At 35.1% G+C, this 24,714-nt stretch carries 24 protein-coding genes; 6 read left to right on the forward strand and 18 right to left on the reverse strand.

What is annotated here, in order from left to right:
* Positions 1-21: 21 nt before the first annotated feature.
* The 18 genes from BW932_RS08640 to BW932_RS08725 all read right to left on the reverse strand — a co-directional run bounded on the left by BW932_RS08640 (position 22) and on the right by BW932_RS08725 (position 18,494).
* Entirely contained in the window at positions 22-948 is a 927-nt protein-coding gene (locus BW932_RS08640) for a mevalonate kinase family protein (protein WP_076387094.1), read from the reverse strand.
* A gap of 84 nt (positions 949-1,032) precedes the next feature.
* Positions 1,033-2,520: an MFS transporter gene (locus BW932_RS08645; RefSeq protein WP_076387095.1), complete on the reverse strand. Its 1,488-nt coding sequence runs from the start codon at positions 2,518-2,520 to the stop codon at positions 1,033-1,035.
* A 103-nt stretch (positions 2,521-2,623) separates the two neighbouring features.
* On the reverse strand, positions 2,624-3,802 hold the full coding sequence (locus tag BW932_RS08650; protein ID WP_076387096.1) for an acetyl-CoA C-acyltransferase: 1,179 nt from the start codon (positions 3,800-3,802) through the stop codon (positions 2,624-2,626).
* A 136-nt stretch (positions 3,803-3,938) separates the two neighbouring features.
* The gene (locus BW932_RS08655) at positions 3,939-5,198 is read right to left on the reverse strand and encodes a nucleoside permease (RefSeq protein ID WP_076387097.1); all 1,260 of its coding nucleotides are present in this window, start codon (positions 5,196-5,198) and stop codon (positions 3,939-3,941) included.
* A gap of 19 nt (positions 5,199-5,217) precedes the next feature.
* Positions 5,218-5,814, reverse strand: a complete 597-nt coding sequence (locus tag BW932_RS08660; protein WP_076387098.1) for a bifunctional nuclease family protein — start codon at positions 5,812-5,814, stop codon at positions 5,218-5,220.
* Positions 5,815-5,910: 96 nt separating this feature from the next.
* Complete coding sequence (locus tag BW932_RS08665; RefSeq protein ID WP_076387099.1) at positions 5,911-7,275, reverse strand: sensor histidine kinase; 1,365 nt, start codon at positions 7,273-7,275, stop codon at positions 5,911-5,913.
* A 162-nt stretch (positions 7,276-7,437) separates the two neighbouring features.
* A complete protein-coding gene (locus BW932_RS08670; protein ID WP_076387100.1) occupies positions 7,438-8,385 on the reverse strand; it encodes an electron transfer flavoprotein subunit alpha/FixB family protein in 948 nt (315 codons plus the stop codon).
* 102 nt (positions 8,386-8,487) lie between these two features.
* Positions 8,488-9,234, reverse strand: a complete 747-nt coding sequence (locus tag BW932_RS08675) for an electron transfer flavoprotein subunit beta/FixA family protein (RefSeq protein ID WP_076387101.1) — start codon at positions 9,232-9,234, stop codon at positions 8,488-8,490.
* A 151-nt stretch (positions 9,235-9,385) separates the two neighbouring features.
* Entirely contained in the window at positions 9,386-10,093 is a 708-nt protein-coding gene (locus BW932_RS08680) for an SDR family oxidoreductase (protein WP_076387102.1), read from the reverse strand.
* Positions 10,094-10,169: 76 nt separating this feature from the next.
* A complete protein-coding gene (locus BW932_RS08685; RefSeq protein WP_076387103.1) occupies positions 10,170-11,165 on the reverse strand; it encodes a T9SS type A sorting domain-containing protein in 996 nt (331 codons plus the stop codon).
* A 96-nt stretch (positions 11,166-11,261) separates the two neighbouring features.
* Positions 11,262-12,641, reverse strand: a complete 1,380-nt coding sequence (locus tag BW932_RS08690) for a dipeptidase (protein ID WP_076387104.1) — start codon at positions 12,639-12,641, stop codon at positions 11,262-11,264.
* A gap of 97 nt (positions 12,642-12,738) precedes the next feature.
* The gene (locus BW932_RS08695) at positions 12,739-13,020 is read right to left on the reverse strand and encodes a hypothetical protein (RefSeq protein ID WP_143745534.1); all 282 of its coding nucleotides are present in this window, start codon (positions 13,018-13,020) and stop codon (positions 12,739-12,741) included.
* Between the two features lie 79 nt (positions 13,021-13,099).
* Entirely contained in the window at positions 13,100-14,251 is a 1,152-nt protein-coding gene (locus BW932_RS08700) for a class I SAM-dependent methyltransferase (RefSeq protein WP_076387106.1), read from the reverse strand.
* A gap of 198 nt (positions 14,252-14,449) precedes the next feature.
* Positions 14,450-15,616 carry a methylmalonyl-CoA mutase family protein gene (locus tag BW932_RS08705; RefSeq protein ID WP_076387107.1) on the reverse strand — a complete coding sequence of 389 codons (1,167 nt, stop codon included), beginning with the start codon at positions 15,614-15,616 and terminating at the stop codon, positions 14,450-14,452.
* A gap of 23 nt (positions 15,617-15,639) precedes the next feature.
* A complete protein-coding gene (locus BW932_RS08710) occupies positions 15,640-15,996 on the reverse strand; it encodes an FtsB family cell division protein (RefSeq protein WP_076387108.1) in 357 nt (118 codons plus the stop codon).
* A gap of 48 nt (positions 15,997-16,044) precedes the next feature.
* Positions 16,045-16,662: a uridine kinase gene (gene udk / locus BW932_RS08715; protein WP_076387109.1), complete on the reverse strand. Its 618-nt coding sequence runs from the start codon at positions 16,660-16,662 to the stop codon at positions 16,045-16,047.
* Between the two features lie 82 nt (positions 16,663-16,744).
* Entirely contained in the window at positions 16,745-17,302 is a 558-nt protein-coding gene (locus BW932_RS08720; protein ID WP_143745541.1) for a SanA/YdcF family protein, read from the reverse strand.
* Positions 17,303-17,369: 67 nt separating this feature from the next.
* The gene (locus BW932_RS08725; RefSeq protein WP_076387111.1) at positions 17,370-18,494 is read right to left on the reverse strand and encodes a 2Fe-2S iron-sulfur cluster-binding protein; all 1,125 of its coding nucleotides are present in this window, start codon (positions 18,492-18,494) and stop codon (positions 17,370-17,372) included.
* 33 nt (positions 18,495-18,527) lie between these two features.
* Between BW932_RS08725 and BW932_RS08730 the strand changes: the two genes are divergently transcribed.
* The 6 genes from BW932_RS08730 to BW932_RS08755 all read left to right on the forward strand — a co-directional run bounded on the left by BW932_RS08730 (position 18,528) and on the right by BW932_RS08755 (position 24,707).
* Positions 18,528-19,100, forward strand: coding sequence for a TlpA family protein disulfide reductase (locus tag BW932_RS08730; protein WP_076387112.1), 573 nt, complete (start codon positions 18,528-18,530; stop codon positions 19,098-19,100).
* A gap of 80 nt (positions 19,101-19,180) precedes the next feature.
* Entirely contained in the window at positions 19,181-20,152 is a 972-nt protein-coding gene (locus BW932_RS08735; RefSeq protein ID WP_076387113.1) for a FecCD family ABC transporter permease, read from the forward strand.
* Positions 20,153-20,294: 142 nt separating this feature from the next.
* Positions 20,295-20,675: a GxxExxY protein gene (locus BW932_RS08740; RefSeq protein ID WP_076387172.1), complete on the forward strand. Its 381-nt coding sequence runs from the start codon at positions 20,295-20,297 to the stop codon at positions 20,673-20,675.
* A gap of 92 nt (positions 20,676-20,767) precedes the next feature.
* Positions 20,768-21,691: an ABC transporter ATP-binding protein gene (locus tag BW932_RS08745; RefSeq protein ID WP_076387114.1), complete on the forward strand. Its 924-nt coding sequence runs from the start codon at positions 20,768-20,770 to the stop codon at positions 21,689-21,691.
* 165 nt (positions 21,692-21,856) lie between these two features.
* Positions 21,857-22,309: a MarR family winged helix-turn-helix transcriptional regulator gene (locus BW932_RS08750; RefSeq protein WP_076387115.1), complete on the forward strand. Its 453-nt coding sequence runs from the start codon at positions 21,857-21,859 to the stop codon at positions 22,307-22,309.
* A gap of 4 nt (positions 22,310-22,313) precedes the next feature.
* Positions 22,314-24,707 (forward strand): 3-hydroxyacyl-CoA dehydrogenase/enoyl-CoA hydratase family protein, encoded by a 2,394-nt coding sequence (locus BW932_RS08755; RefSeq protein ID WP_076387116.1) that lies wholly within the window; start codon positions 22,314-22,316, stop codon positions 24,705-24,707.
* Positions 24,708-24,714: the final 7 nt, after the last annotated feature.

Here is a 24,714-nt window from a genome sequence, read left to right on the forward strand (position 1 = left end):
CAAATTTTTCGACTTCAGTTTTTAGAATCTATAAATGACTTCTTTGTGAAAACCTTCGAGCATTTTTTCTGCTTTTCCGTAATCTTTGGTAAAACCCAAAATATATCCGCCGCCTCCGCTTCCGCATAGTTTAAGGTAATAAGCATTCGTATCGAGCCCTTTTTTCCAGGCTTTATAAATGCTTTCGGGAATCATGGGTTTGAAATGTTCATACGCCCAAACAGAAAGACTTTTCAAATTTCTAAAAAGCGGTGTCATTTCCTTTTTCAAAAAAGCATCGATACAAGCATTGTTGTAGCGGATAAACTCTTCTTTCATTGTTTTTCGGAAACCTTCAGTCTTCATTTTCTCAAAGAAAATCTGAACCATAGGTCCAGTTTCACCTGTTATTCCAGAATCAATTAAGAAAATAGCACCTTTTCCTTCTTCACTTTGTGGGATGGAAACTTTGTTTACATTTTCTTTATTTTCAATAAGAATTGGGAGATTCATGTAACAGATTAATGGATCGATACCAGAACTTTTACCGTGGAAATAGCTTTCCATTTGGCCAAAAATCTTTTTAAGATCTTTGAGTTCGTCTTTAGAAATATGTTCAGGAAGATAAGTTTTAATGGAATATCTTTCAAAAATTGCCGCTACTAAAGCACCGGAACTTCCGACACCGTAACCTTGTGGAATATTTGAATCAAAGAAAAGTCCTTTTCGAATATCCTTCTGCAAAGCAGAAATATTAATCGTGTATGCATCTGGAAGCTCTAAATCTTTAAGATAATTGGCATATTTCTTCAGAGATTCATTGGATTCCTTTTCAAAATCACTTTGCAAAGAGGAAAATTTCAACGCACCTTTATAAAAACTATACGGTAAAGTAAGTCCTTGAGAATCCTCAATAATGCCGTATTCACCGAACAACAGGATTTTTGCGTAAAATAAAGGATTCGTCATAGATTACTGGTTATTTTCCACTGCAAATATACAACATTTCTGATTATCAATAAATTACTTATCAAAAATATTGAATTCACCAAATTATGCTTTATGGGATTTTAATTTAAGAAATCTGATTAAAATTAAGCCTATTGCGAAAAAGAAAGACATTCCGATAAACGCGTAATGCATATTGTGAAATTTCTGAATAACAATCCCGAAAATAAGCGAGCCCAAAATAATCGCCATTTTTTCTAAAACATCATAAAAACTGAAATACGTAGTGTTGTCCATGGAATCTTCCGGCAACAGTTTAGAATAAGTAGACCGCGACATTGCCTGCAAACCGCCCATTACCAAACCTATAAATGCTGCTAAAACATAGAACTGCATTTCAACTTTAGGATTTTCTTTGTTGAGGAAAAATGCGGATAGGCAACAAATAATCCAGATCGCGACTGCGATACTGATCACATTTTTATTTCCTATCGTTCTTGATAATCGGGAAAAAGCCAATGCCCCAAAAATCGCAACAATTTGAATAACCAAAATGGTGATGATCAATTTGTACTGATCTTCTTCTTTGGTGAAAATTTCGGAGGTTCCGAACAAGGTTGCCATTAAAAAAATGGTTTGCATCCCAATACTGTAAAAGAAAAAAGAGGAAAGGAAAAATTTGAGATTTCTGTCTTTAAACAGTTCTGTTCCGACTTTAAACAACTCTCGAAAACTTTCTTTTGCCACATCAACATAAAAGGCCAAATTATCTTTCAAAACCTCGAAAAAACCACCATGCTCTTCGTGTTTCTCGAAGATGTTCTTGTAATTCAAGAGCACTAAATCTTTCGGCAGTTTATCTTTTATAAGTCCAAACTGAGGTAAGTATCTGAAAGTATACTGTGAAAATCCGAACCACCAAGCTCCTGTAATCAAGAAAGTAATTCTGGTATAAATCTTGGTTTCCTCCGGCGTTTTTGCAACAACCTGAATAAGTAACAAGCATATAATCAGCAAGATTACTGAACCAATATAACCGTAAACATATCCTTTGGCAGAAAGTGCATCTTGCTTATCACGCGTCGCAATATCGGGTAAGAACGAGTTATAAAATACTAAACTTCCCCAGAAACCAACACTTGCAGTAATGCTGAAGAGTAATCCCAGAAATACATTTTGCATGCCTGTAAACATTGCTAAACCCATACAAGAGGTAGATCCCAAATAGCAAAAAAACTGAAGAAATGATTTCTTATTCCCAATGGTATCCGCCAATGAAGATAAGATGGGCGAAATAATTACTACGATTAAAAAAGACAGGGTTAATGAAAAACTGAAAATCGCCGTGGGTTCATAAGAATCCCCCATAATATTGATCATATTCGGCACAGGAACTTCTTTCCACTCCCCAGAACTTTCGATAAAAACTTTCTTTTTGTAAGCTGTGGTAATGATGGAATAATAAATAGGAAAGATCGTGGAAGTAATTACTAAAGAGTACACAGAATTTGCCCAATCGTACAAAGCCCAAGCTTTCATGATCTTTGGATTATTCTTGATATTTGGCTTTTGCAAATCGGCGTTTACTGACATTTTAAAATAATTAGTTGAACAAAAATAAAAAAACCATTAAGATATCAATGAAAAAAAGGCATTAATAATTCTTAATGGTTTAAATTTAAAGAAATAAGATCGATTACATGTTCTCAATTACGATCGCACTTGCACCACCACCTCCGTTACAGATTGCAGCAGCACCGTATTTTCCGTTATTTTGTTTTAGTACATTGATCAAACTTACAATGATTCGGGAACCTGAACTTCCGAGTGGATGACCGAGAGAAACAGCTCCTCCGTTTACATTTACTTTGGTAGCATCGAGGCCTAGAATTTTATTATTTGCTAAACCAACCACTGCAAATGCTTCATTAAATTCAAAGAAATCGATATCTGAAATTTGGAGATCTGCTTTTTTTAGAGCGATCGGCAAAGCTTTCGCTGGAGAAGTTGTAAACCATTCCGGAGCTTGGGCTGCATCGGCGTAAGAAACAATTCTTGCCAAAGGTTTTAGTCCCAATTCCTCCATTTTTTCTTTCGACATTAAAATCAAAGCAGAAGCACCATCATTTAGCGTGGAAGCATTTGCGGCAGTTACCGTTCCATTTTCTTTTTGGAAAACCGTTGGTAAAGTTCCGATTCTGTCGAAGTTTACAGACTTGTACTCTTCATCTTCTTTAAAGATAATTGGATCTCCTTTTCTTTGTGGAATTTCTACAGATACAATTTCTTCATCAAATTTTCCTTCGCTCCAAGCTTTTGCGGATCGTTTGTAAGATTCGATCGCGAATTGATCTTGGTCTTCTCTTGAAATTCCATATTCAGCTGCACATTTCTCGGCACAAACTCCCATATGAACTTTACCGTAAACATCGGTTAAACCATCGAGAACCATTCCGTCTTGCATTTTCACGTCACCCAATTTCGTAGCGTTTCTCGCATTAAAATAATGGGGAACTGAAGACATATTTTCCATACCACCTGCAACGATCACCTCTTGATCACCTGCTTTAATGGATTGTGCAGCCATCATCACCGCTTTCATTCCCGATGCACAAACTTTATTAATAGTTGTAGCGGGAGTTTCTTCAGATAATCCTGCTCCCATTGCTGCTTGTCGAGCAGGAGCTTGACCTTCACCTGCTTGCAGAACATTTCCCATATACACTTCTTGAACCAATTTCGGATCAAGGTTGATCTTTTCTAAAGCGCCTTTGATCGCGGTAGAACCTAATTTTGTTGCCGGAACCGTAGATAAACTTCCCAAAAAACTTCCCATTGGTGTTCTAGCTGCAGAAACGATGAATACTTCTTTCATAAATAGATTTTATAATTTATTTGATGCTTTTTAAACTGTATTTTTCAGTTTGGAAGCGTTAATTTTAAGTACGCCAAATTACAAAAAAAAACACACTTTTGGTAAAGCGTGTTTTATATTATTTTAAAGGTTTTTTCTAATGTTTTACCGCTGCAATTTCTTCCGGATTATGTTTATGTTTAAACATAATAGCAAAAAGAACTGCAATCACTAAAGCGTAACCTGCGAAAACAAGCCAGATTTCGTGCCACATTTTATCTCCATTTGGTTGGGTAAAAAACTCCTGAATAAGCCAACCACTCACCAAACTTCCGGCAATTGCGCCAAAACCATTGGTCATCATCATAAATAAACCTTGTGCAGAAGAACGGATTTTAAAATCGGTAGTTGTTTCCACAAATAACGATCCTGAAATATTGAAAAAGTCGAAAGCCATTCCGTAAACGATACAAGAAAGAACAATCAATCCCAAACCAAATCCTACAGGAACACCGTAAGCAAATAAACCAAAGCGCAAAACCCACGCAAGCATGGACATCAACATCACGTTTTTGATTCCATATTTGCTTAGGAAGAAAGGAATTGCCAAAATAAACAAAGTTTCGGAAATCTGAGAAATGGACATAATTAAGGTTGATCGTTTCACGACAAAACTTTCAGCATATTCGGGAATTTTACCGAAATCGGACAAGAAAGTGTCGCCATACATATTCGTTAATTGCAGTGCTGCTCCCAAAAACATGGAGAAAAAGAAGAATAATGCCATTTTGTAATCTTTAAATAACGAAAAAGCATTTAAACCCAATTTCTCTGATAAAGTAGCATTTGCAGGAATTAAATTCTGAGGCGGACATTTTGGTAAAGAAAAAGAGTAAATCCCCAAAATAATTGCGATCACCGCCGCAATATAAAATTGATTTCCAGAAGCTTTATTCCCGGTAAGATTGGTGATCCACATCGCAGCGATGAAACCAATGGTTCCCCAAACACGGATGGGTGGAAAAACTTTTACAACATCGTAGTTATTATTTTTAAGAACATAATACGCGATTGAGTTGGAAAGAGAAATTGTCGGCATGTAAAACATCATCGCAATAAGCATGACCCAAAAGAAATTTTCTGGTGTCGTAATGGAGGGTAAAAAGAATATTGTTACTCCATACAAAATATGCAAGATGCCAAAGAGTTTTTCTGCATTCATCCAGCGGTCTGCAATGATTCCGGTTAAAGCAGGCATGATGATCGAGGCTATTCCTAAAGTTGCGAAAACTTTACCAAATTCTTCGCCTCCCCAATTTTTGGTTCCGAACCAATAAACTCCGATGGTAATCAGCCAAGCTCCCCACACAAAAAACTGCAGGAAAGACAATACAGTAAGTCTTAATTTTAAATTCATGATTTATTTATAAAATTTTCTAATCAATTTTTTTATTTCTTCTTTTAATCTCCTGCTGAAATTCCAATGCTGCATCAAAATCCTCTTCTTTCACTGCATCATCAATCAATTTTTGTAATTCTTCTACCGTAAAAGAAGCCAAATCTCCTTCGGAAGCAAGGGGCGAAAAATCGGCATCTGCTGATTCCGGTTGATCTAATTCTAATAAAATTCCTGCTTCACTTAATACTTGCGGAGTGGTATAAATAGGAACTTCAAACCGGACCGCCATTGCGACTGCATCAGAAGTTCGAGCGTCTAAAATGAGTTCTTCGTCGTTTAAATTATTTTTGAAGTTGATATTCGAAAAAAACACGCCATCAATAATTTGATAGATAATCACAGAAATTATAGTAAAATTAGCAGAGGTTATAAATTTTGCAAATAAATCGTGTGTTAAAGGTCGTGGCGGATGAATATCTTTCTCTAAACCAAGAGAAATTGACTGCGCTTCGAAATTCCCTATAACTACAGGTAATTTTACGCTGGTTTCCTCGTCTTCCAAAAGAAGCGCATAAGCTCCAGTTTGTGTTTGGCTGTAAGAAATCCCACGTATGATTAATCGTTTGTAATCCATAGCTACAAATATAAATCAATTTTTAGATTAGGAATTTATTTTCAAAAGTTTTCTGAAAATTATTTAAGAAATTATGATGTAAATCATAAAATATGTTTAAGTTTTAGGAATTTCATTTAAATTGATCATGATCGTAAAGGTGCTGCCATTTTCTGTACTTTCCTTTTTAACGCAGGCTTTCATGTACCGAACTCTGGATTCGATGTTGCTTAAACCAATCCCTTTTGACCGAGAATTGAGGACAAATCCTTTGCCATTATCTTTCACAAGAATTTCTATGAAAGGATCATCATAGGTAATTTTAACTTCAGCAAGTTGCGCTTCAGAATGTTTCACGATGTTATTTAGCAGCTCTTGAATGATTCGATAGATATGGGTTTCGATTATTTTCGAGAGCTCCATTTTTTCTCCGGTGTACGAAAAATTGACTTTTATTTTATATAAGTCTTCAATCTTTTTGCAAAATTTTCGGGTTGCACTTACGATTCCGTAATTCGTAATGGGAGAGGGCGAAAGATTGTGTGAAATTTCTCTAATTTGAAGACAAGATTTATCGATAATTTCCGATAAATCTTCTAAAACGTTATCATTATTCTCGTCATTAATACTTTCTTTTAAATAAGATAAATTTAATTTAATTGCAGACAAATCACCTGCAATCCCATCATGAAGTTCTTCGGCAATCCTCTTTCTTTCATTTTCTTCACCTTCCAGTAAGCCTTGAAGTTTACTGATTTGTTTCTGGTGTTTATGTCGGATTACCATAAAATGAATTCTGTTTCTTTCATCATTCATCAATTTTATTTTGTAGGCCAGACCTAAACTAAAAAAAATCGTTTCAATCACGATTCCGACATAGAAAAACACCATCGGATTACCTATATTTAAAGAAGGAACAAAGGTGCCTACAAACGAAATTAAAGCACAAATTACAAATACAATTACTCCAAACAGGAAAAAATATTTGTGATTGCCTGAATTTTTTACCGCTTTAACAATCGTTAGGAAAAATACAATAAGCATTACCGGTAAATAAAGGAAGGTGTAGAGAGCAATAAACAATTCTGCGTTCTTCAGAGAAAAAGTGAGAACTCCAAAAAACAGGAACAAAACCACCAAAAATTTCAACAACCACAAAACATTATTGAAATATTTTTTGTTCCGCTTATTCAGATCTAAAAAATAAAGCGCAAAAAGCGAATAAAAGGTATAAAAGATTATTTGGATATAAAAATTAAAAATTTGGGTAAAGACTTCTGCATTATGGGAACCTAAAAAATAACCAACAGCATTTTGAAATTGGTCATAAAACTCGTCATTCCTGCTCAATAAGTAGAGCAATAAAAAGAGATTGTAGAGTGCGTAATATTTAAAACTTTTGTCCTTTACAAACACAAAAATAACTCCACTTATAATAACAAAGAAGAGTTGAAAAGAAATTGCCATATTCCAAATGAACATTTCCACTAAAAAAGGTATTGTGTCAAAATTCGCATTTATAGTAAAATTACTCTTTTTCACTAAACAATTCGCAAACTATTTCACCTATCCTTATTCATTTTAAAATAAAATAAAAAAACGCCAGATTTCTCTGACGTTTTAGCATGTATTTTTTAGAAAAAATTATCCCTTTAAAGCTTTAATTTTCTGTGTTAATTCAGGAATAATTTTGAAGGCATCACCTACTACTCCATAATCCGCAGATTTAAAGAAAGGTGCTTCAGGATCACTGTTGATTACCACAATGGTTTTAGAAGAGTTTACTCCCGCCAAATGCTGAATTGCGCCGGAAATACCAACTGCAATATACAAGTTTGGTGAAATCGCTTTCCCCGTTTGTCCTACGTGTTCTGCGTGAGTTCTCCAACCGATATCTGAAACCGGTTTTGAACAAGCAGTTGCTGCTCCCAAAAGACTGGCCAAATCTTCGATCATTCCCCAGTTTTCTGGACCTTTCAATCCTCGACCTGCGGAAACTACGATTTCTGCTTCTTTCAAGTCTAGTTTACCAGAACTCTGTTCGTGAGAAATAACTTTGGTATCTTCATTTGAAACGGATAGTTCCTTTATTTCTTCAGATCCCGAAACCGCATTTTCTTTGATTCCATAAGCGTTTTGAGAAATGGTAACGATCACACCTTGTGCATCTGCTTTTGCGTGCATATAACCTTTTCCGGAGAATGCCCGTCTTTTCACCTGAAATGGTGATAGGCTTTCTGGTGTTTCGATCACATTTGTAATTAAAGAAAAACCGTTCATAATCGCCAACATTGGAGCGATCGAAGAAGCATCTGTAGTGTGCGGGAAAACGATGATATTTCCGATAGAAACTTCATTCACAGCTTGAGCATATGCTTTAGCACTGAAATTCTTCAAACCTTCATCTTTAATAATAATCACCTGTGATGCTCCATATTTATACAATAAATCTGAAGAATCGGTGGGGTTTATGGTGATCGCAGTTACGGTTTCGCCCGCTTGATCTGCAATCGCTTTTGCATAAGAAACCGATTCGAAAGCTGCTTTTTTATAAACTCCGTTGATATTTTCTGCGTATACGAATATTGCCATTTTTTTAAATTTTGAATTTTAGATTATCAATTTTAGATTATCAATAATTGAATAAAATCTCTTAATCAATCTTACTCTATTTTCTAATCTCTAACTTCTTTATTAAATTACTTTTGCTTCTTCGTGAAGTAATCTTACCAATTCGTCTATATTTTCTGCTGAAACCATTTTCACGGCAGCTCTTTGTGGAACTGAATCGTAAGAAACACCTTCTACCTTTACTTCAGAAGAAGTAGGTTCTACAACCTGCAAAGGTTTTGATCTGGCCGACATAATTCCTCTCATGTTTGGAATGATGAGATCTTTTTCGTCAACCATTCCCTTTTGTCCTGCAATTACTGCGGGAAGTTTTACCGAAATAGTTTCTTTTCCGCCTTCAATTTCACGAACAGCATTTGCTTCAGCGCCATTTACCTCTAAACCCACACAAGCATTTACGAAAGGTTGATTCAATAATTGTGCAACCATCCCAGGAACTGAACCGCCATTATAATCAATAGATTCTCTCCCACAAAGAATTAAATCGTAACCTCCATTTTGGGCAACATTTGCAATTTCTTTTGCAACAGAATAACTATCTTTCGGTTCTACATTCACTCTAATTGCATCGTTTGCACCGATCGCTAATGATTTTCTGATCACCGGTTCAGTGGTCGCATCACCCACATTTATTACTGTTACGGTTGCTCCCTGCGTCTCCTGCAATTTAACTGCTTTCGTTAAAGCGAATTCATCCCATGGATTGATCACCCACTGAATTCCGGTTTTGTCGAATGCTGATTTGTCTGCTGTAAAATTAATTTTTGAAGTAGTATCTGGAACACTACTTATACATACTAATATTTTCATTTGTCAATGTTTATTTATTTTTTGGTTAGAAGTGAAACATTTTTTCGCAGCACAACTGCCTTATTTTATTTTTTGTAAATATAAATATAAATACTATGCATGCATAATAAATTTTTAGGAAAATATATTATCCGCATAATAATTATGGCGACTAATTATTTGGTTTTGAGGGTCTAATCTCAATTTTAGAAGGTAAAGAGCGTGGATTCATTTTAAGGATATCGAGAACCAAGTTCCCTAAATCTTCGGGTTGAATTTTCCAGGAATCCTTTTCAGAAGGTACATTTCCATTAAAGTTGGTTGCAACAGAACCCGGCATAATCGTAGCAACTTTGATGTTGTATTTTCGCAAATCGATCATCGCAGCTTGTGTAAAACCTACTGCACCAAATTTTGAAGCATTGTAACCTGAACCTTTTTCAAAAAAATTAGTTCCCGCTAAACTGGAAATACTAATAAAATATCCTTCCGATTTTTTCAATTCTTCCATTGAAGCTCTCAAAGTATAAAAAAGACCTGAAAGATTGGTTCCAATCATATCGTTCCAATCCTCAACAGAAAGTTCATCAACAGGTTTGAAAACTCCCAAACCAGCGTTCGCGATCACATAATCTAAGCGACCGAAGTGATTTTTTATCGCCGAAACAGCTTGTACTTCCTCCTCAAAATTTCTTACATCTGAAACGATTCCTAAAACTTTTGATGAATCTGGTGACAGTTCCGAAACGGCATGATCCACGTCTGCTTTTTTTCTACCCGTAATCGCTACATTGATTCCATTTTGTAACAGAATTTTTGCAATCCCAAATCCGATTCCTTTAGTACCACCCGTTATATAGGCCACTTTATTTTCAAACATGATTAAATTTTAAACCTTAAATATAAAAAAAACGCCTCAGATAGAGGCGCTTTTTAACAAATATTATAATTGTCTATTATTGTTTGATAAACTTTTCAGTTTGCGTACCATTTTCAGTTTCAAACTTCACCACATAAACTCCTTTTGCAAGGTTTCTTACTTCGATTTGGTTATTTGTTGCTTTAGATGAAGATACGTTTCTTCCTGCAGCATCAAAAATCTGTGCAGATTTTACTTTCGCACTAAAGTTTAAGTAATCTGCTGTTGGGTTTGGATAAAGCGAAATTTTCGCGTTATTGGTTACAGCCTGTCCTGTTGCTAAACTTTCCGTATTCTCTGCAGAGATCACATAATTGTCGATGGAACCATTATTGACCGCTGTATTGGTAGCGTTTACTTGATTAACGATATTGTGCTGATTTGGTGCTAAATTCTTTGTAACCGCATAACCTGCAATATTTAGTGTTGTTTTCACTCCATCAACGGTATAGGTAATAATTCCGTTAACTGAATCATAGGTAAATGCAACTGAAATCCAAGTGTTTGCAGGATACGTATTTAGGGTAATTCCTGTAATATTATAAAAACCTGAAGCTCCTCCGGTTGGTGTAATATTAGCTTGACCATTAAGTGTTTTTGTCTCAGAATTATAGTGAATCCCTACAATTCCTGCTGTAGTAGATGTAATATTGGTACCAATTCTGGTAGAACCAACTGCCGTTCCGGTATAAATTTCAAATTTTTCCTGAATAATATTATTTCCAGAAGTTCTTGCGTTCCATGCCGCACTTAGACCTGGTTTTACAGCCTGTCTGTTTGAAGCAGTTGCGACGCCTGTATTTCCTGAAGCCATTTGAAAAGACTTTCCGTGTCCAGCATCAATACTCACAATTTGATAATCTGCATTTGCACCTCCGTTGGTGTAAATTCCGCCTTGTCCAGGTGCTCCAAATGTGGTGCTTGTACCAACATCGCCATTGTTTAAGGCATTAAAATTATCAGAATCTAAAATCTGAGCGGAGAAGAATGTTGTTGAAAGTGCTACTGCACTTAAAAAATAGAATTTTTTCATAAAAATAGAGTTTGTTTTTCGTCGACTAAAATAGCAAAAAAAATTGATTAATACGTATTAATCAATTCTTATTAAAATTACTTAGAAAAAACGCTTTTATTTTGCGTAATTCTCAAAGAACAACGGAATACTTTCAATTCCTTTATAGAAATTATATAAACCGTAATGCTCATTTGGGGAATGAATTGCATCGGAATCTAACCCGAATCCCATCAAAACTGATTTGGCCTCTAAAACCTGTTCAAACATTGCTGTAATAGGAATACTTCCCCCACTTCTGTACGGAAGAACTTCTTTCCCGAACGCAGTTTCCATAGCAGCTTTTGCGGCTCTAAATTCTTTCGTGTCGCTTGGTAAAACATACGGCATTCCACCATGATGAGGCGTTACTTTTACTTTCACGTTTGCAGGAGCAAGCTTTTCAAAATATTTCGTGAATTTTTCGGTGATCTCTTCTGGAGTTTGATATGGAACCAATCTCATTGAAATTTTCGCAAAGGCTTTCGATGGAATAACGGTTTTTGCTCCTTCACCAATATAACCGCCCCAAATTCCGTTGCAATCTAAAGTCGGGCGAATTGAGGTTCTTTCCAATGTAGTGTAACCTTTTTCCCCTTCCACTCCATTCAACCCGATTGATTTCTTGAAGTGTTCTTGATCATCTTTCAACTTGTTCATTTCTGCTCTTTCTTCCTCAGAAACCGTTTCTACATTGTCGTAAAAACCTTCAATCGTGATGTGTCCGTTATCATCAATCAAATTGGCGATCATTCTCGAAAGCACGTGAATAGGATTGGGAACTGCACCACCATAAAGTCCGGAATGCAAATCTCGGTTTGGTCCTTCCACTTCTACTTCCACATAACTTAAACCTCGTAATCCTGTAGTTACCGTGGGTTGTTCATTGGAATAAATATGTGTATCTGAAATCAAAATAACATCACAAGATAATTTTTCTTTATTTTCATTGACAAAAGCTTCCAAGCTTTTCGAACCCACTTCTTCTTCCCCTTCAAAAATGCATTTCACATTACAAGGTAAAGTATTGGTTTTCATCATTGCTTCCAGCGCTTTTATGTGCATAAAAAACTGACCTTTGTCATCAGCGGAACCTCGTGCGAAAATAGCTCCTTCCGGATGGATTTCTGTTTTTTCGATATACGGCTCGAATGGAGGTTTTTTCCACAATTCTAATGGATCCGGCGGTTGCACATCATAGTGCCCGTAAACCAAAACGGTTGGTAAGTTGGGATCAATTAATTTTTCACCATAAACAATAGGATATCCTTTCGTAGCGCAAACTTCCACATTATCGGCACCAGCATTTTCTAAAAATCGCGCAACTTCATCTGCACATTTTAAAACCTCGTCTTTATAAGCTGGATCTGCTGAAATAGAGGCAATTCTCAACAATTCGAAAAGCTCATCAATGTACAGTTGCTTGTTTTCCTGTATGTAATTCAGGGTTTCTTTCATTTTATTTTCATTAAAATTATTAAAAAATCGGATTCAGTAAAAATAAAAAAAATGTCCAGCAAAGGCAAGACATTTTGAATTATATTCTAGAAATATTTTATTTTCGTTCTCTCATCGGAGACTGCAAATTTGCCGGAATAATTTTCGCACTATCCATTAACGCTGGAGTTGCTTTCTTGGTGCTGTCTGCAGTTGCAGTTCCATCTACCGTTTTCGCAGCTGCTTCTTTCCCTTCAGTCGCTTTATCAGACATCTCATCATCGGTGTATCTTTCAGTTCCCTCTTCCAATTTCAAAACACCAATATTTCCGCCCGCCTGAACTTTTTTACAACTTAATGCTAAACAAGCGATTGCAACACCTAAAATTACTTTTTTCATATCTACTTTATGATTATTATGAATATTTAAAATTTTCACTGCCCAAAAGTAAGAAATATTGGCATTTTCAGCAAAGAAATTATTGAGATTTTAAAATAATCTTTCTGTTTTGGGTTTGCGTGAAAATTAAATAGCAGTTTCCACCATCCAAAATCTTGTATTTTTTCTTGATTTCATCTGGTGACAAGGGATAATTTTTCGAAATAATATTGTATTTCTCGCCTTTTCTAATGTGTTTGGAATCGATCATATTTATTTCTAAAATTCTCCCCGGAAAACGCTCTATTCGCTTGTCACTCGTATAAAAATGAGTATTCGGATGAAGCTTTTTACCATTGAAAAACTGAGAAACTAAATTAAATGCACCTGATTTTAAAACCGCATTATTCGGAATGTAGAGAAATTGTTGCGGTTCAGAAAATGCAGAGACCGCGGTTTTCTCCTCTTTAAATTGAAAAGCAAATTCAGCATCATCACTTTCTAAATTAATACACGAAATTTCTACATCATCACCTTTTCTTGCTTTTTCGAGAAAAACAATCAATTCTTTTACTTCATTTCGAACTGCAATAATCTGGATTTTGGCAACATTTTTTAAAACAGAAATCAAATAAGAAATATCGATTAAAGGCGAAAGTTTAATTATAATTTGAGAAGAAATTTCTAAAAGCTGATCCTGAATTTCTAAAAGATTGGGCGATAAATCTTCGAGCAGAAATTTTTTATTTTTTTCAGAATCTCTTCTCGCCGGATCCAAATAAATGACATCAAAACTTTCGCTATTTTTCGCTAAAAAATGCTCCAAATTTTCATTGACGAACGTGGCTTTTTTATTCAGAATTTTCCAGTTGTGTTTCACAAGGTCTAAAAGCTCTGGATTCTTTTCTACTAAAGTAATTTCTTCGAAGTTTTGCGACAAAAAATAAGCATCGATTCCGAAACCGCAAGTTAAATCGAGGAACTTTTTCCCATTCAAATTGTCTGCTTTAAATTCTGCGGTCGATTGTGATGAAGCTTGCTCCAGATTAAGATTTGGTGGAAAAACAATGTCTTCTTTGAGCAAAAAAGGGAATTTTCGCTGGGCTACTTTTTTACCTTTAATTTGTTGCACCATTTCCTGCATTGAAACATCTGAAAAAGGCGATTTTTTTAACAATAAAGAATGCAAATCGGTTTCTAAATTTGCATTGATATAGTTTTGAACTTCTTTATTTAAAATTTCAGTCTTCACCCTCTAATTTAATCCAATTTATCACGAAAAAACGAATTGATCTTGCTCGATCGTTGGAAAATCTTCTGCAAAGTCCAATGATTTGACAGCAATTTTCTGCACAGACCATTGCGATTATCATTGATTTCTATTCTTTTCAAAACCGAATAAATACTTCAAGTGAAAAACAGAAATAAATGCGTGTGATCACAACAAAATCTACTCAAACATTTCGGCTAAGCGAACTGGTTTTATTTTCGTTGAAACATACATTTCTTCCACTGATCTGACTTTCTCTAGTTTCGGATAAAGATTGACGCCAATGATTTTTAGTTTCCCCTCTTCTACCCAATTTTGTTCTTTCAGGGCGCATTCGTAAATCATCTCCTGAATTTTTCCCGCTTTCAAAAGTTCGCAATACCCTCCATTATTTTCGATTTCCAAAAACAATTTCCAGGATTTGTCTGCAAATTGCTGCGTGATGGTTTCAATGCTATAACTTCCGTTTCCAGCGTCATCGAAAACATTAATAATACTTTCATACGCCAAAACAATTTGCTGCTTGAAAGAAACTTCCTCAGAAAGAGAAGTAGAATTCTCCATTTTATAATCATTGCTGAAAACAGCATCTGCACCACCAATCATGGCTGCAGAAAGTTCTAAGGTTGAACGAATTAAATTATTTTCCGCATCATTTTTCGATTTATTTCTTAATGAAGTTTCCGCAAAAATGAAGGGAATTTCATTGAAATCAAATTCTTTAGAAAATTGATTAAAAAGCAATTTAAGTGCTCTGATTTTAGCAATTTCAAAGAAATAATTTCCACCGATGGCGATTTTGAAAATGATTTTGTTTAAAATTTCTGACCCGAAAATCTCTGTCAATTCTTTTGTTTTAGCCAAAGCAAAGGCTAATTGCTGAGTGATTGTCGCTCCTGAATTTTGATGGAGAGAAACATCAATACAGATATTTCGGTCGAAATTTTTTGCCAATAATTCTTGAACCAACTGCTGATTAACTTCCGCTTTTTCGTCTTCTGAAAAAACGTCGATCAAAGAAAAATAGCGGTTGGTTTCGTCTAAAGAAATATGATCCGCTAAATCTTTATTATTCACAAAAATCACTTTCTCTGTCAAATTTTCAACATTTTGATCGAGGAGAAAAGCAAATACATTTTCTTCGGCACTTGCATGATAAAGCGAAACCAGATGCGTAGATTCTTCTATTCTCGGAAGATTGGGTAAAGGTTTTGAAACCGTATCGTAATAAGGTTTTAGTTCAATTCCCTCGAGATTTTCTTTCGATAAAACGGTGTAAATATCTTCTGTTTTCAGTTGCTTTTGAACCAAATTTTCCCAGTCTTTTAAAGTCGTTTTTGCAAACATTATTTAAGTTTTATCAAATTTGATTATTTATCGGCACGCTTCAAATTGGTAGAATCTACCACCAAGATAAAAATTTCTTCATTGGGTTTCTTCATGAAATAATTTTCGCGCGCAAATTTTTCTTTTTCCGATTTATTCGTCATTAATTTTTTGAAGAAATTATCATTTTTTTTGTATTCATCTTTATAATAAGCCAGTTGCTTTTCATAGCGATTGATTTCTCCATTGAGCTCATTTACAACAAGAAAAGAGGTATTATCAAAGAAAACCATCCAAATCAAAAAGAGAAAAACCGTAATAAAATATTTCGTCAAAATATATTTTTGAAAAAATTTAATAATCGGGGGTTTTGGGGTAATTTCTTTAATTAATTTTTTCATCTGATGACGCTTTATTTCTGGAACACGATTCAAATTTTCAATTCAAATTTAATGCGTTTTTTTCAAAGTATTGTTGATCACGGTCGAAAGAAAATCAATTGCGACTGTGTTTTGTTTCATATTGGGAACAATCAAATCTGCTTCATTTTTCGAGGGTTCTATAAACTCCTGATGCATGGGTTTCAGCGTCGTTTGGTAACGGTGCAGAACTTCCTGCAGATCGCGACCTCTTTCCTGGGTGTCGCGACGGATTCTTCTAATCAATCTTTCATCGGAATCCGCATGAACAAAGACTTTTAGATCATATTCCTTTAATAATTCGGAATTCGTCAACACCAAAATTCCTTCTACAATCAAAACACTTTTGGGTTCGATAGAAACGAAATCTCCAGATCTGGAATGGGTAACAAATGAATAAATCGGTTGCTCGATCGCCACACCATTTTTGAGTGCTGCGACATGTTTAATCAACAAATCAAAATCAATCGACTTTGGATGATCATAATTTAAAACCTCTCGTTCAGAAAGCGTAAGATGTTGATTATCATGGTAATAATTGTCTTGCGAAAGTACATTTACACCTTCAACATTCAGTTGTTGAAGGATTTTATTCACAACAGTGGTTTTACCTGAGCCGGTTCCCCCCGCGATTCCGATAACGAGCATATATTTTTGTTTGCACAAAGATAGCTTTTTGTACGAATTTTTTAAAAATTAAGGTCAGAAATTTAACTAAAGCGCGCTAAAATCACCCTTTTTTCTCAATGTTCAGTATATAAAAAAGCACAGCAGAAACTCTTGCCAAAAATTCTCGCGACTGATTTCTATAAAAACTTTGATTGCTTAAAACATCTTGTGCATCAAAACCCAATGCATTCATGTCATTATTTCGTGCATAAAATAAAGCGCGAAGATTGTGAAAACCTTGCGACACGATAATCACGTTGTTCTGATGATAAATATTTTTGCAGTTATTGATGCTGACTTGCGTTTTAAAACCTTTGGGATCTTCGGTAATGATATTTTCGGGAACTCCTTCCTGATACACCAAGTAATTTTTCATGGCAGATGGTTCATCATATCCTTTGCTTTTTTCTCCGCTGACAATAATTTTCTTAATTTTTCCGTGATGGTATAACAATGCTGTTGCGTCCATCCTGGACGTAAAATAGGGATTTGAAATTCCTGATTTCATCCTTGGGGAAGTTCCCAAAACCAAGGCGGTTTCTCTTGGTGGAATTTTCGAAATTTTGGTAAAAGTCTTCCCATTGGTGACTGCAAACACCCATACGTTTGCTAAAATCATCAGCAAAATTCCCATTTCCACCAAAGTGAAAAATGATTTCAAAAGGTCTAAAATCTTTTTCAAATCATCAGTTTAAATCAAAGTTAACTTTAATATTTTTGCTAAGAATAACCGACATACAGGCTAATATTATTCCTGCTTTTTCTTCCTTTTCTGTTAAATATTCATTCTCCAAAAGTTCAACATCACCTTCTTCTAAAACACATTCGCAACTGCCACAAATTCCTGATTTACAAGAATATGGCACCGGAAACCCTTGAATTAAAAGCTGCTGTAAAAGTCTCACTTTATTGTTTTTTAATTTTGAAGAATATTGATGATGAAGGAGTTTGAAATCAACCTCAATATCTTCAATCAACGGAAAATCTTTTTCAACAGGATAAATATCTTCATTAAATTCTTCAAAAAGTTCAAAATGAATATTCCTTTTCGGGATTCCGTGATGGTAACATGCATTAGCAACCGATTTGATCATTTCTCCTTTGCCACAGATTAAAACTTCATCTACAGCATCCCAAATGGTGCTTTCTTCATCGGTATCATCCAGAAGTAAAATCTGATTGATGATTAAAGCGACTTTTTTCTCATTTAATCGACCTTCAAACAAGCCATTTCCTATTTTTTCCTGCGAATAGAAATAATAGATTTTTAGCCTATCAGAATGGGAATTCATCAATTCATCGAGCTCATTTTTAAAAGCGATATCCTCTTTGGTTTTATTGCCGTAAAAAAGAAAAAGTCGTGTTCGAGGTTCGTTTCGCAGAATATTTTTAAAATGACTGAGCAATGGAGTAATCCCAATTCCACCCGCAAAACCAATAATGGTGCGAAATTCGTGGGGTTTAGAAACCAGCGTAAACCGACCTTTAGGTTCTGAAACTTCAAGTAAATCGCCGACTTTCAGGTTTTCAAATAAATCTTTCGCCGAACTTTTTTCGTAATTGATTTTAATCCCTAAAGTAATTTTACCTTCATAAGGCGCCGAAGTCATCGAAAAATCGTTTTGATTCCACTGTCCCATCGAAAAGTATTTCAAAGTGACGTATTGCCCGGCTTCAAACTGAAAATGGACTTGCAAAGACTGAGGAATTTCAAATTCCAAAAAAAAGATGGTTTTGGTCAACTGTCGTTTTTTTGCTAATTTTAGCCAATGAAATTCAGTTTGCTTTGCTTTAGGTAAGAGTTTTTCCATAATCAATAATGAGTCAAAAATAATAAAAATAAAATGAAAAAATTAACTTTTAGTTTAATGATTATCGCACTGCTTTCTGCTTGTAAAAAAGAAACGAAAATCACTAAAAACGAAGAAAACAAAATAGAAGATTCGATCACAATTCCAGAATCCAATGAAACGGTTGAAGCGGCAGTTCCTTTCAAAAAAATAGAATTAAGTCCCGAAGAAACCACAAAATTTCTAGGCAAACAAAATAGTGATACTTTATATGTCAACAATTTCTTTGCAACGTGGTGTGGTCCTTGTATGCAGGAAATTCCGCATTTTAAAAAGAAAATGGAAGAAATGAAAGGTCAACCGGTAAAATTTACATTCGTTGATCTCGACCAAAAAGAAGATTGGGATACGAAAGTGAAAGCCTTTGCAGAAAAAGAAAACCTTTCCAATCATATTGTTTTTATCGATGGTTCAAAACTGACTCCCGAATTTTTCAAAGCGAATTTTAAAAAATGGGACGGTGGAGCAATTCCTTTTACTTTTTTAAGAAAAGGCGATAAAACCGATGAAACTTTAGGATCTATGAGTGAGGAAATGTTGGCAGAAAAACTCAATTCTTTCAAATAAACTTCAACTAACAAGTCGAAGAAAACATCTCTCCAAAGGTGTTTTCTTTTTTTTGTCCTCAACATTACCCTCTTTCTGAAATGAACAAAAATTTTAAGATTACCACTATTTTAATCCTTATTGCAATCTTGGTTTCGATGGTGATTAATTTGAATATTGGATTTATAAAATTAAATTTTTCAGATTTTCTCTCCTCCAGTTCAGATCAAGCACAAATTGCACAATTGCGCATCAATCGTATTTTAGTAATGCTTTTGGCGGGAATTTCTATTCCTACTTCGGGATTTTTATTGCAGGAATATTTTCAAAATCCTTTGGCTGGACCATCAGTTTTGGGAATTACTTCGGTAGCAAGTTTGAGCGTGGCATTTTATATTTTCTTTTCTCAGGATTTTATCCTTCCAGAATTTTTGCAGAACAGCTTTTTAAGTATTTCCGCAATTGGAGGAAGTTTGGTTTTGATGCTGATTTTGCTTGCTTTTTCAGGTAAATTTCAAGATAAATCGTTCTTGATTATTTTCGGATTTTTAATCTCTGCTTTAGCCGGAGCGATTGTTTCTATTTTACAATTCTATGCAGAAAATCAAAGTTTGAAAAACTATGTTTTGTGGAGTTTTGGCGCTAATAATCAGGTTTCTACGAATCAAATTTGGATTCTTTCCGTGATTGTGATTTTGGGATTATTCCTTACTTTTAAAACCATCAAACCGTTAATTGGAAATTCGCTGGGAACAGCTTATGCGCAGAGTTTGGGTGTTAATTTAAGACAGTTGAAGTATTTTGTAATCATTGCTTCTTCCCTGCTTTCTGCTTCTGTGACTGCATTTTTGGGACCGATTTTATTTATCGGAATCGTAGTTCCGCATTTTTGCAGAATGTTATTTAATCCCGCAAAATTATGGCAACAATGGATTTTGAATATGTTATTAGGAATATTAATCATGGAATTTTTCTCGATCATTTCCGAAACGACACAGTTTCCCTTAAATATAATTACCTCACTCTTTGGAATTCCTGTAATTTTGATGATGATGTTGAAGAATAGCAAATAAGTTGGTGAGTCGCAAAGACGCTATTTTTTTTACAAAAATACTTCTTTAAGACGCGAGGATTTTATCCGTGATAAAATTTACACTGTAGTAATATACTTCAAAAATCTATCCTTTGATGTTTAAAAAAATAAAAACTACACAAATGACAGAAAATGAATTATCAAAAATTGTTTTTGAGATCGATTTAAAAATTCATAAAAATTTAGGTCCCGGTTTATTTGAAATTGTTTACGAAGAATGCTTGTTTTATGAATTGAAAAAAGCAGGATTGAAAGTAGAAAAACAAAAATTATTGCCCATTAAATATGAAGAATTGACTATTGAAAATGCGTATAAATTAGATATGATTGTTGAAGACAAGTTAATTTTGGAAATAAAAACCGTAGATTACATCAATTCCTCACACAAAGCCCAACAACTCTTAACCTATCTAAAAATGACCGATTGTAGATTAGGTTTACTCATCAATTTTCAATCAGATTTATTCAAAAATGGAGTAACAAGAATTGTAAATGGCTTATAAAAAAAAGAAAATTTGACTTTGTCAAATTCCTTGCGCCTTAAAGAAGTATTTTAGCAAAAAAATTGCGCCTTTGCGAAATCCAACAACAAAATATGTTTTTAAAATTAAAAAATACAACAATTGGTCACCAAACTCCTTTAATTAAAGGCGTTAATACCACTTTGGAACTTGGTGACACTTGTCTTTTGGTCGGAAACAATGGCGTGGGAAAAACGACTTTAATAAAAAGTATTCTTAATCAGATTTCTGCTTTAGAAGGCGAACTTTTTCTCGGCGGAAAAAACCTAAAAACACTTTCAAACAAAGAAATTGCTGAACAAATTGCGGTGGTTTTTTCGAAATCCCAAATTCCTGCAAATTATACCGTAACTGATCTGATCTCGCTCGGGAAATACATTCATTATCCTTATTATTTTGAGCTTAATGATGCTGATAAAAAACACGTTGAAGTAATTATCGAAAATTTGAATTTAATGCAATACCGGAATTTTTCACTGCATCAATTATCCGATGGAAATCTTCAAAAAGCATTTATAGGAAGAGCTTTGGCGCAGAATTCACCGATGATTATCCTAGATGAGCCAACAACTCACTTGGATGAAGAAAATAAAATTATCATTCTAAAACTCCTCAGAAAACTAGCGAAAAATCAAAACAAACTCATTCTGTTCTCCTCCCATGATTGGCGTTTGTCTAAAGAATTTGCGTCTAAAATGTGGTTCATTCACAACGAAAAATTAGAAGCAGGAATTACAGAAGATATTTTATTGAAAAATGATGAACTCCTTAATCCACAACTTTTTCACCTCGACGAAGAATTTTCACCACCTTATATTGATGCGCCTTCATTAGAAAAAGAAATGCTCTATTCTTTTCTTCAAAAAAACTTCAGAAAAAACCTTTCCTCTTATAAATTTGAATGGAAAGGAACATTTTGGGTCATATCTAAACCTAATTTTCAGCAAAACTGCGATTCTTTTGCGGATCTTTCACACATCATCGAAAACCTTCGTTAAATCCTTATTAAATGGGTCCTTTTTACAATACTATGCATGCATAGTATTATGCAATTCATATATTTTAATGTGTTGATTTTCAACGATTAACATTTATTCAACAAAAATAATATACTATGCATGCATAATATTATTTATATTTGGGTAACCACATTATTAAAAAATATGAACAAAAAAAATGATGAAAAAGTTGAAAATGTAGATCTCATTTTGAAATCTACGTGGCTTGCTGTTTCGAAAATGTATTCGGAATTAGCGCAAGTTCACGATGCAACTGCTGTTCAGGCTTTAACGCTTCTGAAAATTGATCCTAAAGAAGGAACACGAAGCACCAATCTTGGTCCCAAAATGGCCATTGAACCAACCTCTTTGACGCGGATAATTAAATTACTGGAAGATAACGGATACATTTATAAAGAGAAAACGACCAACGATAAGCGCGAAGTGATCATTAGACTTACCGACAAAGGTCTTAACTCCCGAAACTTATCCAAAGAAGTTGTGGTGAACTTTAACAAAAAAGTGATAGAAAATATTCCCACTGAAAAAATGGACATTTTCAAAGAAGTAATGACCGATATTTTGAAAATCGCAAACGAATTAAATAATAAAAAATAAATAAATGAAACGAAGAATTAAACACGTAACGGTTCTCGGTTCAGGAATTATGGGTTCCGGTATCGCAGCACATTTCGCCAATATCGGCGTGCAAGTGCTTTTATTAGATATCGTACCTTTTGAACTGACGGAAGCTGAACAGAAAAAAGGGCTAACCAAAGAAGACAAAGCGGTAAGAAATAGAATTGCAACGGAAAATTTTGTGAAACTACAAAAATCAAGTCCAGCGCTTTTATATTCACCTAAATTTGCGGAGAGAATTACCGTAGGAAATTTCGATGATGATTTAGAAAAGATCAAAAAAACCGACTGGATTATTGAAGTTGTAGTAGAAAGACTCGACATTAAAAAATCGGTTTACGAAAAAATTGAACAGCACAGAAAACCAGGAACTTTGGTTTCTTCCAACACTTCCGGGATTCCAATTCATTTCTTAATCGAAGGACGAAGCGATGATTTCAAAAAATATTTCGCAGGAACGCATTTCTTTAATCCGGTAAGATATTTACCGCTTTTAGAAATTATTCCAACCCCGGAAACTGATCCGGAGATCATCAAATTCTACATGGAATATGGAGCTAAATTCTTGGGAAAAGCAACCGTAGAAGCGAAAGATACTCCTGCATTTATCGCCAACAGAATTGGGGTGTTCTCTATGATGAACTTGCTTCATGAAGTTCAAAATTTAGGATTAAATGTTTCCGACATTGATAAACTAACTGGACCTGTAATCGGCCGACCGAAATCTGCAACGTTCAGAACTGCGGATGTTGTTGGTCTAGATACTTTGGTCATGGTAGCAAACGGAGTTCGCGACAGTAAAGCTGAAGCAAACGATTTTAATGATGTTTTTGCACTTCCGAAATACATCCAAACCATGATCGACAACAAATGGTTGGGTTCAAAAACGGAACAAGGATTTTATAAGAAAGTAAAAAATGCTGAAGGTAAATCCGAAATTCACGGATTAAATCTGGACACTTTAGAATACGAACTTCAAGGTAAATCAGACTTCCCTACTTTAGAATTAACAAAAAGTATCGATAAACCAATCGACCGTTTCAAGGTTTTGGTGAGTGGAAAAGACAAAGCCGGAGAATTGTATAGAAAATCGTTAGGCGCTTTGTTCGCTTACGTTTCTCATAAAGTTCCAGAAATTTCGGATGAAGTTTACAAGATCGACGACGCCATGCGTGCAGGTTTCGGTTGGGAAAACGGACCCTTCGAAATTTGGGACGCCGTTGGTGTTCAGAAAGGAATCGAACTTGCAAAAGAAGCGGGTTACGAAGTTTCCGACTGGGTGAAAACCGTAGCTTCTTTCTATAAAGTAAACGACGAAGGTCAAACCATATACTTCGACAAAAACTCTGGAAACTACAACAGTATTCCAGGTCAGGAATCTTTTATCATCCTTGATAATATCAGAAAAAACAAAACCCTTTGGAGCAATTCAGGTTCTGCAATTCAGGATTTGGGTGATGGAATTATCAATTTTGAAATCCGTTCTAAAATGAACTCTTTGGGTGGTGAAGTTTTAGATGGTTTGAACAGAGCCATCGACTTAGCTGAAAAAGATTATGAAGGTTTGGTCATCGGAAATCAGGGTGCTAATTTCTCTGTCGGAGCCAATTTAGCGATGATTTTAATGATGGCGATCGATCAGGATTGGGATGATTTGAATATGGCAATCGCCTATTTCCAAAAATCCATGATGCGCGTTCGTTATTCTTCAATTCCTGTCGTAGTTGCTCCTCACGGAATGACTCTTGGTGGTGGTTGCGAAATGACCATGCACGCCGATCGCGTTGTTGCAGCTGCAGAAACCTATATCGGATTGGTAGAAACCGGAGTCGGCGTAATTCCTGGCGGTGGTGGAACAAAAGAAATGGCATTGAGAGTTTCCCGTGAATTCCATTCTGATGATGTGAAGAACAACAGACTTCGAGATATGTTCATGAACATCGCGATGGGTAAAGTGGCGACTTCTGCTTACGAAGCTTACGATATGGGAATTTTAGAAAATCATAAAGACATCGTGGTGGTCAATAAAAACCGTCAGATCAAGACTGCTAAAATGATGGCTTTAAGTTTAGCCGAACACGGTTACACGCAACCCATCGAACAAAAAGTAAAAGTTTTAGGTCGCGATGCACTCGGAATGTTCTTGGTTGGAACCGATCAAATGCTTACCGGAAAATACATCTCTGAGCACGACAAATTGATCGCAGACAAGTTAGCCAACGTTCTAGTGGGAGGAAATCTTTCCGAACCAACTGTTGTTACGGAGCAATATCTATTGAATCTCGAAAGAGAAACGTTCTTACAGCTTTGTGGGGAAAGAAAAACATTGGAAAGAATTCAGTTTATGTTAACGAAAGGAAAACCATTGAGAAACTAATTTTCAA

The sequence above is a fragment of the Kaistella chaponensis genome (assembly GCF_900156725.1).
In the GTDB taxonomy this organism is placed as follows: domain Bacteria; phylum Bacteroidota; class Bacteroidia; order Flavobacteriales; family Weeksellaceae; genus Kaistella; species Kaistella chaponensis.